The sequence below is a fragment of the Limimaricola cinnabarinus LL-001 genome (assembly GCF_000466965.1).
Taxonomy (GTDB): domain Bacteria; phylum Pseudomonadota; class Alphaproteobacteria; order Rhodobacterales; family Rhodobacteraceae; genus Limimaricola; species Limimaricola cinnabarinus.
Genome location: NZ_BATB01000078.1, coordinates 1 through 11,747, shown reverse-complemented (window position 1 = coordinate 11,747; position 11,747 = coordinate 1). Strand labels below are relative to the sequence as shown.

Below are 11,747 nucleotides of genomic sequence, written 5' to 3'. Positions count from 1 at the left end.
GTGAGCGTGCCGGTCTTGTCGGTGCAGATCACCGTCACCGCCCCCAGCGTCTCGACCGCCGGAAGGCGGCGCACGATGGCATGGCGCGCGGCCATGCGCTGCACCCCGAGCGCCAGCGTGATGGTGAGCACGGCGGGCAGCCCTTCGGGGATGGCGGAGACGGCCAGGCCGACCATGGCGAGAAAGGCGTCACCCGGCCCGTAGCCGCCCAGCGTGACGGCATAGGCGAAGACGACGAGGCAGACGGCGAGGATGACGAAGGTCAACTGCCGCGCGAAGCGGTCGATCTGGCGCAACAGCGGCGTGGTGCCGGGCTCCACCGCGCCCAGCATCGTCCCGATGCGCCCGATTTCGGTGGCGGGCCCGGTGGCGACCGCGACGCCGACGCCGCGCCCGGCGGCGATGAGCGTGCCGGAAAAGGCGATCGGGCGGCGGTCGCCGAGCGGGGCGTCCCGCGCGACCTTCGGGATGTCCTTGTCGACGGCGACCGACTCTCCGGTCAGCGCCGCCTCCTGCGCCCTGAGGCCGCGCGCCTCGATCAGCCGCAGATCCGCCGGCACCCGGTCGCCGGCTCGATCAACACGATGTCACCGGGCACGAGGTCGTCCGCCGGGATGCGGGAACGCGCTCCGTCTCGGCGCACCGAGGCCTCGTTCGGCAGCATCGAGCGCACTACCGCGAGAGCGGTCTCGGCGCGGCCCTCCTGCCACAGGCCGATGGCGGCGTTGAGCAGGACAACCGCGAAGATCACGCTTGAATCCGCCCAATGCCCCAGAGCCGCCGTGCCAAGACCCGCCGCGATCAGCACCTGGATCAGAAGGTTGGCGAACTGACCTCTGAGGCGGACCAGCACACCCCGCGGCGGCGGCTCCGGCAGGCGGTTTGGCCCGTATTGCGCCCGCCGCGCCGCAGCCTCCTCGGTGCTCAGCCCATTGGGGGTAACGCCAAACGCCGCAAGGGCATGCTCGCCCTTCTGCGCATGCCAGCCCATGGCCGGGGTTCTGTCGTCCAAGGTCATGATGCTCGCTGCGTCTGCCCCGCCTCGCCGCAAGCTAGCATGCGCCGGGCGGTGGCGTCGCCTGCCGCATGGCCATGGGTCGCCTGCGTGCCGTGTTTTGCCAAGGGATTCGGCCCGTTTGAGGCAGATCAAGGCATCCGCCGCCTCGGGGGGCTTTCCTGAGCATGCCGTTCCGCGCCTCCGATCGTCGCGCCGGTCCATGGAAGGGCACCGGCGTCACCTCCCGGATGCGAGAGTTGTCGTCACCGAGGATCCGCCATGCGCCCCATTCTCACAATCACCCTGAACCCGGCGCTCGATCTCTCGACCGAGACCGGGATTCTCGTTCCTGACCGCAAGCTGCGCTGCACGACGCCGCGGCTCGATCCGGGTGGTGGCGGGATCAACGTGTCGCGCGCGATCGCCCGTCTTGGCGGCACGTCGACCGCTTTGATGGCGCTCGGCGGGTCCACCGGCGAGACAATTGCCGGGCTTCTGGTTCAGGAAGGCATCCGTGTCGCGGCGCTGCCGGTCGAGGGGCTGACCCGACAATCGATTGCCGTCATCGAGCGTGACACGAAACGGCAATACAGATTCATCCTGCCCGGTCCCGACTGGCGGCCGGAGACGACGGAGCACCTGTTCGACCAGCTGGAGCGCCGTATCGAGGCGGGTCATCTGGTGGTGCTGTCGGGCAGCCTGCCCCCTGGCTTCGATCCGGCCACGATCGACCGGCTGCGCGAGGAGCTGCGGGCCCTGCGGGCGGACCTGTTGCTCGACACCTCCGGTCCGGCGCTCGTCCGCATGGTGCGCGATCACGATGGGGTGCCGTTTCACCTCATCCGGATGGATGGGGGCGAGGCCGAAGAGCTCTCGGGGAAACGGTTCGCGACGCCGCCTGACCTCGTCGCATTCGGTCGAACCTTGCTGCGCGCCGGGGTGGCCGAGCGTCTCGTGATGGCACTGGGCAAGCAGGGCACGGCCGGGGTCTTGGCCAAGGGGCCTTTTTCTGCACAGCTCCAGAGGCCGAGGCGGTCAGCGTGGTCGGGGCGGGAGACAGCCTGATGGGCGCCATCGTCCTGGCCCTGTCGGGCGGCGCGTCGTTCAAGCAGGCCGTTCGGGCGGGCACCGCCGCCGCCGCCGCCGCCGTGACCACCCCCCGCGACGCAGCTCTGCGACGGCGCCTTGGCGCGAAAGCTGGTGGCGGAGGTAAGGGTCATGGATCTGGATTGAAGCGTTGCGGAGCAGAGGGGACTGAAGGCCCTTGGTCGGCCTCGGTTGCAGGTCCGCCCCGTCGGATCATCGGTCGGGCGCGGCAGAGAGGCGGTCGGCGCGATCAGGAACGATTGCAAGTGGCTCGGGGCAGGCGCGATACGTCAGGCCCCGCGGAACAAGGATCCGACCATATAGGCGATCGCAGCCGCGACCGCGCCGATGGCAAATGTTTCGAGACCGGATCGCCACCATGCGCTTAGCGACCAGCGGCTCTTGAGCGCGCCGATCATGAAAAAGACGGCACCGGTCGCTGCGATGGACAGGCGGAACGCCGGCTCCAGCCCCAGAGCGTAGGGCAACAGCGGGATCAGACCTGCCGCGAGAAACGCCACGAAGGTGGCGAGGGCCGACCGGATCGGGGCGGGCGGGCGCAGGTTCAAGCCGTATTCATCGCTCAGCATAAGCTCGACCCATGCCGTCTTGTTGCCGGAGATGGCACCCACGGCCTCGTCGAGCACCGCGCCGTCGAGCTCCTTGGCATGGAGGATCTGGCGGATTTCCTCGCGCTCGCCTTCGGGGTTGAGGTCGATCTGGCGCTCCTCCATGGCCCGAAGACGGGTCATGTCGTCCCGCTCGGCCTTGGTGCCTGAATAGTTGCTGGCCGCCATGGAAAACCCGTCGGCCAGCACGTTTGCGGTGCCGAGGGCAAGGATGATGCCATGCGGCAATCCCGCTCCCTGCACGCCCGCGACGATAGCGAAGGTGGTCACGGCCCCGTCGATCGCGCCGTAGACGAAATCCCGCAGATGGGTCGATCGACCTGCGCCGGCGAGTCGCTTGGCAACCTCGTCCGGGCTGTGTCCGTGATCTTCGGGTGCAGCCATCCAGCTCATGCGGAGGCTCCTCGCAAACAGCTGCCGATCCGGGGTGGGCTGTCAACCTGACGCCTAGCCATCGGTCTGTATGCTTTCGAGCCAGTGGATCAAATCGACGATGGTGCGGCTCGTCAGGATCGGCTGGCCCGAGGGGGCGGCGAGGGCGGCGAAGCCCGTGCCGAACACCGGGCCGAACACCGGGCCGAAGACCGGCATCTCGCCGCCATGGCCGGCCAGGGGATCGCGACCGTCGATCTGCCGGGTCGCCAGCTCGGCTGGAAAGCGTCCGCCGTTGCGCGCGGCAAGCCTCGTCAGATCGGGTGGCTCGCGCGTCATGATTGCGGCCAAAGGACCACCGCCACGCGCCTCCGCCCCGTGGCAGGTCTGGCAGAAGACCATGTAGACATCCTGCCCGGCCTCTATCGAGACCGGATCGGTTTCAACCTGAACCTGGGACGGTGTCCGTGTCTGGGCTTGGGCCTGAGTCTGGGCCGATCCGGCAAGGGCAGGAACGAGCAACGCGGCGTATCGCATGGTGGGAGCCTCCTTTGTGTCGAGCCTGCCCCAGAACCAAGATGCGCATCTTGACCTGGATCAAGGCGGCCCGAAGCGCCGCGACCTACCGTCAGGGGCACAAGCGGGCGGCATCCGTCGCAGCAAGGAATGAAAGGCCCGGACATGGAGCGGATACTGGTTGCCACCGACATGACCGAAGAGGGCGACGCCGCGCTGCGCCGGGCCGCGGCGCTGGCGCAGGGATTGGGGGCCGAGCTGGTGCTTTTGCACGTGATGCAGGGCGGGTTGCCGGACGATCTGGATGCGATGTTCGAAAAGGCGCTCATGGCACGGCTCGAAGGCAAGGCCGTTGACCTGCGCGAACGGCGCGGCCTCGATGTCGTGGCGCGGATCGGGGTCGGCACGGACTGGATGGTGATCCTCGATCGGATCGAGGAGGAGGGGGCCGACCTTCTGGTCATGGGCGCGCACCGCCATCCCGGGCTGATCGATCTGTTTCGCGGCACCACCGGGGAGCGGGTCGCGAAGGCCTGCGGCGTCCCGCTTCTGGTGGTACGGGGCGAGAGCGACGCGCCCTACCGTTCGGTCCTCGTGGCCACCGACTTCTCGCTCGCCGCGCGCGAGGCGCTGGATACGGCGCGCCATCTCGTTCCCGAGGCGCGTACCCGCGTTCTTCATGCCTTCACCGTGCCGTTCCGACAGGTGCTGCGTGGGACCGCCCGGCGCGATGTTCTGGACAAGGAACGTCGCCACGCGCGGCGCGATGCGGAAGCGGGGATGGCGACGTTTCTCGGTGGGCTCGAGAACCGCATCGACGAGAGCGACCGGTTGTTCGTCGAGGAAGAAGCCTCTGGTGCGATCCGCCACGAGATCGACCGCACGCCGACCGATCTTCTGGCCTTGGGCACGCATTCCCGGCCCCGCCTGTCGGAAGCGCTGCTCGGCAGTGTCGCGCGAGGCCTGATGGCCGACCCCCCCTGCGACATCCTCGCCGTGCCGCCCTCGATCAAAGTCGAAAAGCCCTTGAAAGGAGCGGTCCGATGACCTGCCGCACCATTGCCCTGTGCTTCACCGACATCCAGAGCGCCGAGCCCCTCGCCCGCACCGGAGCCACGCTGGCACGCCGACACGGCGCGCATCTGCTCGGGCTGCATGTGTTGCCTGATCGACGATGTCGCCGCTTTCGGTCGTGGCGGCCTGTGCCTTTGCGGTGATCGTGCAGGTAGAAACCACCGTGGCGTCGCGTTCGCGCACCAGCCGCACGATCATGCGCAGGTTGATGACGGCACCGGGCCCCGCCGCTTCGGCTCTGGCTTGAAAATCGGTCAGCTCGGTCAGCGCCGCGAAATCCCCGCCCACACCCAGCGGCCTGCGCCCGACATAGCGCAGCGCGCCAGTGGCCGAGAGCGTTCGGACCATCAGCGTCTGGACCGTCTCATGCAGCGGGCCGGCCCAGCGTGCGTCGGAAAGGTACTGCGCCTGCAGGGGCGCGGCGCCGACGCGCGCGGGGCGGAGGGCAAGCGCAGCTCGTAGACGTCGAACGGTGTCGCGGCCCGCTCGAAGGCGCCGAGGGTCGTGCAGCCCGTCAGGGCCAGCAGCGCCGCGCCTTTCAGCCCCGCCCGGGCCGGAGCGATCCACATGGGCTTGCTCCTCATCTCCGGAAGGCCGGTGCGCGATCGTCGGGCAGGAACCGGCCCGGATCCCGGTCGATGCGTCCGACCATGCGGTCGAGGGTGCGTATGAGCGCGCGCCTCCTGTGCCAGCCGAGCATAGCCGGGAAGCGCGTTGGCCGTGAATCCGTCGAGTGCGGGACCGGTGCGCGCCACGATGCCCGACGGCCCGTCGAAGGCGGCGGCGGCGGAGCGGCTGGCGCTGCGCACATCCGCGATGACCTGCGGCAGGTCCTGCCGAAGCGCCCCGCCGGTTTCGGCAAGGAGCCGGATCGCTTCGGCAACGGCCTCTTGCGTCGCGGCGGCGAGATCGCGCGCGTCGCCCGCCATGAAATTTCCGACACCCGAGGCCGCACCTTTGATCGCGACGAACGCGGCATCGAAATGGGCCACCGCCGTGTCTACCGCCGCGAGCGTGGCCTCTGCCTGCGTCAGCCGGTCCGTCGCGGCGGCGCCCGCCTCGCGGATGGGGGCGCGAGGGCAGGGCGCGCTTCCTCGCTCAGATCGCCGATCTCGCGCCGCAGATCGACCAGTAGCAGCCGCAGCCCCTCGCTGGCCAGGCTCGCTTCCTCATCGAGGTAGCGATCCGCTTCGGCCACGATATCCGTCGTCGCGCGCAGCGTGTCCGACCCATCGCCGAGCAGAACGCCCGCCTCCTCCGCCAGGTCGTCCAGCCGCGACAGCGTCGCATCCGCGCCGTCGGCCAGACCGCCCAATCGGGCGACGAGGGTCTCCCAGCCGTCGTTGAACCGGCGAGCCTCGCCCACGAGCCCCGTTGCCGCTCCCGTCGTCTCCGACAGGTCGCGCAGCGTCTGCGACCGCGCCGCCGAGGCGTCTTCGGAGTTGCGCAGGATGCGATCGACGCGGTCGCGGTTCTCGGTGTCAAGGAGCGTGTTCAGCTGACGCGCAACCGTCAGCGCCTCGGCCAGCAGCGCCGGCGCGTCCTGCGACAGCGATTGCATCATGGATTGCCCGGCCGGGATGCGCGGCGGCGTGGCTTCGGAGACCTCCGCCAGAGGCGGCGCGTCGGGCGATCCGGCGTCGAGGGCGACGAAGGAGACGCCGGTCACGCCCTGCGCCGCGATGGTGGCAAGGCTGTCGACCCGCACCGGCGTGGCGGCATCCACCTGGATCTCGACGAGGATCGCGCCGGTGCCGCCGGGCGACAGCCGCAGATCGGTGACCTGGCCCACGAGAAGCCCGCCGAAGCGCACCTCGGAGGCCCGACCGAGGCCCAACACGGTGGTGAATTCGATCTCGTAGATGGCGAACTGCCGGTCAAGCTCGACCCGGGCGAACCAGAAGAGCAGCGCGAGGATGCCCGCGATCCCGACGAGGGTGAAAGCGCCGATGAGGATGTAATTGGCCTTGGTCTCCATAGCGCTCAGCTCCTGTCGGGATCGAGTGGCGGCAATCCGCGGGCGGCGCGTCCGCGCGGGCCGTGAAAATAGTCGCGCACCCAAGGGTGATCGACCTCGAGCATGTCGTCCATGGTGCCACAGGCCAGCACGCGCCGCTCGGCCAGCACCGCGATCCGGTCGCACAGCGCGTGCAACGTGTCGAGGTCATGGGTGACGAGAAACACGGTCAGCCCCAGCGCGGCCACCAACTCGCGCATCAGCCGATCGAAGGCCAAAGCGCCGATCGGGTCGAGCCCGGCGGTCGGGGTTTGCAGCCCGACGATGCTGCGCAGGAGCACCGATTTGCCGGTGCCGGAGCCACCAGCGACGCCCAAGACCTCGCCGCGCCGCACGTCGAGATCGAGCCCCTCGTGGACGACGTGGCTGCCAAAGCGGTTCTCCAGACCGCGGATGCGGATGACGGGATCGGTCATATGCCCACCTGCGCGAAGAAGATCGAAAAAAGCGCATCGGCGACGGTCACCGCGAAGATCGCGGTGACCAAGGCGTTCGAGGTCATCCGGCCCAGCGATTCTGCGCTGTTGCGACCTGCATGCCCGCGTGGCGGCCGACGATCCCGATGATCAGCGCGAAGGCCGGGGCCTTGACGAGCCCCACGGCGACATGGGTGACATCCGTGCCCTCGATGAGCCGGGTGCGGAACATCGCGGGCGAAATGCCAAGCTCGGCCCAGGCCATGAGCGCGCCACCCGCGAGACCCGCGACATCGGCGACCAACCCGAGGATCGGCAGGGTGATCAGCAGGGCCAAGATGCGCGGCACGAGCAGCACCATGGCCGGGTCGAGCCCGAGCGTGCGCATCGCGTCGATCTCCTCGCGCATCTTCATCGAGCCGATCGCGGCGGTGAGGGCCGAGGCCGTGCGCCCGGCGATGATGATCGCGGTGAGCAGGATGCTCGGTTCGCGCAGGATCGAGATCGCGATGAGATCGACCACGAAGACCTCGGCCCCGAAGGGTTTCAATTGCGCCGAGCCCTGAAAGGCGAGCACCACGCCGATCAGAAAGGCCATGAGCGCCACGATCGGCACCGCGCGCGGGCCAACCTCCTCGCAGTGACGCACGGTGGAGGTCAGCCGGAACTCGCGCGGGTGGCAGGCGGCGCGCGCCAGTCGGGACACGAACAGCCCCAGATGCCCGAGGAGGGCCGCGAGATAGGCGAACATGTTCGAGACCGATCTGCCTGGTCGGGAAATCATGTCCCTGAAGCCGGGGTGGTGCGTGTCCGCCGCGGATGGGCCGGGCAGGGATCGGCGCACCGTCTCGATCAGGGAGGCGGCGTGACCCGGTGCCCCGGTGATCGAAACCTCCGCTCCGGCGGCGGAGAGCCTGTCGCCATGGGTCACGAGAACCCAAGCCGCGGCGGTGTCGAGACGCTTCAGGGCCGACAGATCGAAGGTCACCTTCGGCCTCGGTGTCAGCCTCGACAGCAAGCGGCACATGTCCTCGACGTCATGGATGCCGCAGTTGCCCTGCACCGAGATCGTCGTGAAGGTCTCGTTCGATATCACGTCGACACTCAACTGCATTCTCCAGTCAGGGCGACCGGCCAGAGCGGCGCGCGCGTCTCCCGAGGCTCTCGTCCGGGCAGGGGATCGGGCCTTCCACCGTCTCAGCCTTGATCCGACAGCGCTTTCCTACGGGCGTCGAAGTCTTCGAGATCGATTTCGCCGCGCGCGAAACGATCCCGCAGCACGTCGAGCGCCGACGGCTTGCCGCCATTGCCTTTGAAGCCGTCCTTACCGAACCATTGGAAGGCGAGACCCGCAATCGCGATGAGGGCGCCCCAGAACAGGACCATCATGCCGAAACCAAGAAAGCCGCCGCCCCAGCCTCCCATGTGGTGCCCATAGGCCCCGAGGGTTTCGGGGTCGGCCGCCGCCGATCGGGCGATGAACAGGGCTGGAATCGCATATAGGGCTTCGCGTCGCATGGGAGCCTCCTTCGGACGGGGTTCGGTGATATGCTCGTATTCTAAGCGTGACCCAAGGCCGCCACATTGATCGAGGTCAATCCCGGCGTGGGCGATGCCGGTCAGGCTGGATGCCGGGCGCGGGCGGTGGGGAACACCAGAAGGTCGCAAGGCGGGGCCTTCACAAAGTTCGCCTGCACCCCGCCCATCGGGTCCGCGCCCGTCAGCGCGACGAGATCGACCGCCCGGCTTGCGACCTGTTCGCGGATCCGGGCGCGCGGATCGCCCTGCGCCGCGATGATCCGCGTCTGCGCATCCAGGCCGACCTGATCGCGGAACCGCGCGACCGCTTGAGCGGTATCCTCTAGCGTGGCGCTTATGACCTCTCCCCCGGGTTCTCCGCATCGAGTCGTGCTTTCCGCAGTCTGAAGATCGATCCGCATCAAGGTGATCTCCACCTCCGGCGCCACGTTCCTGAGGACTGGGATGGCGCTTTCGCTCTCCGGACCCAGATCGACACAGGCAAGTGACAGGCGGTAGGGCATCGCGGGATCGGAGGTCGAGATCAACAGCGGCACGGGGCAATCCGCGGCCAGCCGCTCCACGAAGGTGCCGTGAAACGCGTCGAGCCCGTTGGGATGGACATGCGGCCCCACCACGAGCAGGTCGGCCCTGTGGCGGTCGATGACTTCGTAGATCTCCTGCCACTCGGCCGCATCGGTGCCGGTCACTTCGAGGGCTGGGCCATGGCGGCACTGGATCTGCGCGCGCAGCGTATCGATATAGCCTTCTATCAGAACGGCGAAATGGCTCACCTGATCGAGGGGCAGTCGCATGCTCGCCGCGTGAAAGATATGCAGCCGCGCGTCCGTGTGCGCCGCGATATACGCCGCGCGCAGAACGGCCCGGTTGCCCGCCGTCGAAAAGTCGGTCGCCGCTATGATGGTATTCATGGGGGTCCTTTCCTCGGGCCCGTCCCGATGCGGCCCAAGCATCCCCGAAGTCGCACCATCACGCCTTGCGCCAGATCAATCGCGCGGGGAGGGAGCGGAACGGTATGGGCGCGATGGCTCAAGAGACATGCCCACCATGATCCATATCAAGTCGTCGGGTTCAGCCGATGCTATGCATGGGTAATACGAGTGACGACGTGGTGAGTGGTAACTCCGGTCAGGACAAGGCGCGATCGCCCCGATCCTGGCCGGTGAAGGAATACAGACCTGCCGTTCAGCAGGGCTCAGGCGTTCCGGTTTGCACCTCTTGGGCCTTGGGTCCGGCGAGCGGTCGATGTCGTGGCGATGTGCGAGAGTCCGATGAGCGGTGACCCCTATGCGGCCCTCGGGCTGGCCAGATCCGCCACGGCGGCAGAGATCAAGAAGGCCTACAGGAAGATCGCCCGCACCACTCACCCCGACCTCAACCCCGACGACCCGGCCGCGGAGGCAAGGTTAAAGGCGGCGTCGCATGCCTATGACCTGCTCAAGGACCCCGACAGCCGCGCCCGGTTCGACCGGGGCGAGATCGACGACAGCGGCGTGGAACGGCACGACCGCAAGTTCTATCGCGTGTGAGCGATACCTCAACCGCGACTCCGCAGTGATCTCAGGGTAGGGCGCTCACGGTCTCTTCTCCAGCATCTCGGCCCGGAACACCTCGGCGGGGGTCTTCCATCCGAGGCATTTGCGCGGGGCGTGGCGTTCAGCCGGCCACAGATCTCACGGATGTCGTGGTCCGAGAGTTGGCCGATGTCGCGGTCTCTGGGCAGCCAGCGGCGGGCGCGACGGTTGGTGTTCTCGACCGTGCCCTTCTGCCAAGGCGCCGAGGGGTCGCAGAACCAGCTATTGGTACCGATCTCCGCCAGGAAATGCGGCCATGAGACGAACTCGGTGCCGCGGTCGAAGGTGATCGATCGGCGCGCCGGCTGAGGGAGGGCACGGATTGCCGCAATGACCTTGTCCATGACCGGACGGGCCCGCTTGTCGGCGTTCTTCAGAAGCACGGTGAAGCGGCTGACGCGCTCCACGAGCGAGGTCACGTTGGCGGACCCGAACCGCTGCCGGAACAGCATCAGGTCGGCCTCCCAATGACCGAACTGGGAGCGCTGCGCCACCGCTTCGGGCCGGAACAGGATGCTGACATCACGGTGGAATTTCGGCGCACGACGCTTGCGGGCGCGTCTCGGGTGGCGGGCCTTGCGATGGGTCGGCAGATACCACCACAGCTCTTCACCCAGGCCTTCCTTGGCGTAAATGTAGCGATAGATGGTTTCCTGGCAGACCCGCAGCGGTGTGCGCTCGATGCGCATCCGGCCGGCGATCTGTTCCGGCGTCCAGCCCTCCTTGATCCGGTCAACGACCTGATCGCGCAGCTGCGGGTGCCGGATCAGCTTGCGCTGTCGAGCCCGGCGATCACTGGTTCTCAGCTGCGCGGCCATGGCGAAGTAGCCCACGACGGGCATGCAGGGGTCCTGGAAGTGATTGCGCCTGAGCTCGCGGAAAATGGTCGAGCGATGACGCTGCAATACCCGCGCCATCTCGTTCACGGACACCCTGGCATGGCGCCAGCGTTCGATCCTGCGGCGCTCCTCGAGCGTCAGCTGCGCATAAACACGTCCCATATTGGAAAACTTTTGCTTGATAGGGTATTGTTTTCAAACAAGATTCGCAATTTGAAGTAGCGTTCGCCCGCTACACACAACCTGTACGCGTAATCTTTATTATGTATCTATTTTAGTCTGGAAGTGTTGTGGTATATCGCCGGTTTCAAAATCGTGGTCCATCCCATTAGCTTCACTACGGTGCTATTCGTCAGCGCGCGGTGTAAACTAGGCAGGTCCGAGTCTGGGCCGTGAGACAGTCGCGCCATTAGTCCTCCATCGGCACGTATTTGAGCGAAATCAAATTAAGCCGGGCCTGGCTGAGCGCATCCGCACAGAAGGCAAGTGCGCTCCACGGCGAGGTGGCAGCAAGACGAACCTCGAATTCCAATTCGACATTCGGAAAGTTTCGAAGTGAATTTTCTATTTGTGGCAGGCGCTGTTGCACATCTCGGTGAGGGGGATTCACCGAGCGGGTCCTGACGGTTAGCTCGAGGGCATGCCGAAGCCTCCCCCGATCCGCTACCGCACGACGAACTGGTCCGAC

At 67.4% G+C, this 11,747-nt stretch carries 13 protein-coding genes and 3 pseudogenes; 4 read left to right on the top strand and 12 right to left on the bottom strand.

Features of this window, described 5'->3' with window-relative positions; all coding sequences use genetic code 11:
- Window positions 1-991 (bottom strand): annotated as a pseudogene (locus tag MBELCI_RS23005) (cation-translocating P-type ATPase); the annotation flags it as partial.
- Window positions 992-1,276: 285 nt separating this feature from the next.
- On the opposite strand from MBELCI_RS23005, the gene MBELCI_RS16700 reads away from it, so the two are divergent.
- Together MBELCI_RS16700 and MBELCI_RS22795 are read left to right on the top strand one after the other, a co-directional pair.
- Entirely contained in the window at window positions 1,277-2,062 is a 786-nt protein-coding gene (locus MBELCI_RS16700) for a 1-phosphofructokinase family hexose kinase (protein WP_021695424.1), read from the top strand.
- Window positions 2,038-2,472 carry a PfkB family carbohydrate kinase gene (locus tag MBELCI_RS22795; RefSeq protein WP_369385482.1) on the top strand — a complete coding sequence of 145 codons (435 nt, stop codon included), beginning with the start codon at window positions 2,038-2,040 and terminating at the stop codon, window positions 2,470-2,472. The genes MBELCI_RS16700 and MBELCI_RS22795 overlap by 25 nt, the downstream gene beginning before the upstream one ends.
- On the opposite strand, the gene MBELCI_RS16695 is transcribed toward MBELCI_RS22795, so the two are convergent.
- Together MBELCI_RS16695 and MBELCI_RS16690 are read right to left on the bottom strand one after the other, a co-directional pair.
- Window positions 2,374-3,105, bottom strand: coding sequence for a VIT1/CCC1 transporter family protein (locus MBELCI_RS16695; protein ID WP_021695423.1), 732 nt, complete (start codon window positions 3,103-3,105; stop codon window positions 2,374-2,376). The two genes, MBELCI_RS22795 and MBELCI_RS16695, sit on opposite strands and share 99 nt — an antisense overlap.
- A 54-nt stretch (window positions 3,106-3,159) precedes the next feature.
- Entirely contained in the window at window positions 3,160-3,621 is a 462-nt protein-coding gene (locus MBELCI_RS16690) for a c-type cytochrome (protein WP_021695422.1), read from the bottom strand.
- Window positions 3,622-3,750: 129 nt separating this feature from the next.
- Here MBELCI_RS16690 and MBELCI_RS16685 point away from each other — a divergent pair, with 129 nt between their 5' ends.
- A complete protein-coding gene (locus tag MBELCI_RS16685; RefSeq protein WP_110546599.1) occupies window positions 3,751-4,647 on the top strand; it encodes a universal stress protein in 897 nt (298 codons plus the stop codon).
- A 24-nt stretch (window positions 4,648-4,671) separates the two neighbouring features.
- On the opposite strand, the gene MBELCI_RS21110 is transcribed toward MBELCI_RS16685, so the two are convergent.
- From MBELCI_RS21110 to MBELCI_RS16655, 7 genes and pseudogenes are all read right to left on the bottom strand, one after another.
- A complete protein-coding gene (locus tag MBELCI_RS21110; RefSeq protein ID WP_369385485.1) occupies window positions 4,672-5,025 on the bottom strand; it encodes a hypothetical protein in 354 nt (117 codons plus the stop codon).
- The gene (locus MBELCI_RS22040; RefSeq protein WP_052512767.1) at window positions 5,022-5,666 is read right to left on the bottom strand and encodes a hypothetical protein; all 645 of its coding nucleotides are present in this window, start codon (window positions 5,664-5,666) and stop codon (window positions 5,022-5,024) included. The genes MBELCI_RS21110 and MBELCI_RS22040 overlap by 4 nt, the downstream gene beginning before the upstream one ends.
- Before the next feature lie 38 nt (window positions 5,667-5,704).
- Window positions 5,705-6,652: an MlaD family protein gene (locus MBELCI_RS19600; protein ID WP_052512766.1), complete on the bottom strand. Its 948-nt coding sequence runs from the start codon at window positions 6,650-6,652 to the stop codon at window positions 5,705-5,707.
- A gap of 5 nt (window positions 6,653-6,657) precedes the next feature.
- Entirely contained in the window at window positions 6,658-7,107 is a 450-nt protein-coding gene (locus MBELCI_RS16670) for an ATP-binding cassette domain-containing protein (RefSeq protein ID WP_021695418.1), read from the bottom strand.
- Window positions 7,104-8,134 (bottom strand): annotated as a pseudogene (locus MBELCI_RS16665) (ABC transporter permease). Before MBELCI_RS16665 ends, MBELCI_RS16670 begins: the two are co-directional and overlap by 4 nt.
- 170 nt (window positions 8,135-8,304) lie before the next feature.
- Window positions 8,305-8,625 (bottom strand): SHOCT domain-containing protein, encoded by a 321-nt coding sequence (locus MBELCI_RS16660; protein ID WP_021695416.1) that lies wholly within the window; start codon window positions 8,623-8,625, stop codon window positions 8,305-8,307.
- Between the two features lie 101 nt (window positions 8,626-8,726).
- Window positions 8,727-9,557, bottom strand: a complete 831-nt coding sequence (locus MBELCI_RS16655; RefSeq protein WP_021695415.1) for a universal stress protein — start codon at window positions 9,555-9,557, stop codon at window positions 8,727-8,729.
- A gap of 360 nt (window positions 9,558-9,917) precedes the next feature.
- On the opposite strand from MBELCI_RS16655, the gene MBELCI_RS16650 reads away from it, so the two are divergent.
- Window positions 9,918-10,175: a DnaJ domain-containing protein gene (locus MBELCI_RS16650; RefSeq protein WP_045320391.1), complete on the top strand. Its 258-nt coding sequence runs from the start codon at window positions 9,918-9,920 to the stop codon at window positions 10,173-10,175.
- A gap of 45 nt (window positions 10,176-10,220) precedes the next feature.
- Here MBELCI_RS16650 and MBELCI_RS16645 read toward each other — a convergent pair.
- Window positions 10,221-11,221: pseudogene (locus tag MBELCI_RS16645) on the bottom strand (IS30 family transposase).
- 247 nt (window positions 11,222-11,468) lie between these two features.
- On the bottom strand, window positions 11,469-11,747 hold a 279-nt coding region (locus MBELCI_RS22035; protein ID WP_235047680.1), incomplete at its 5' end, for a hypothetical protein.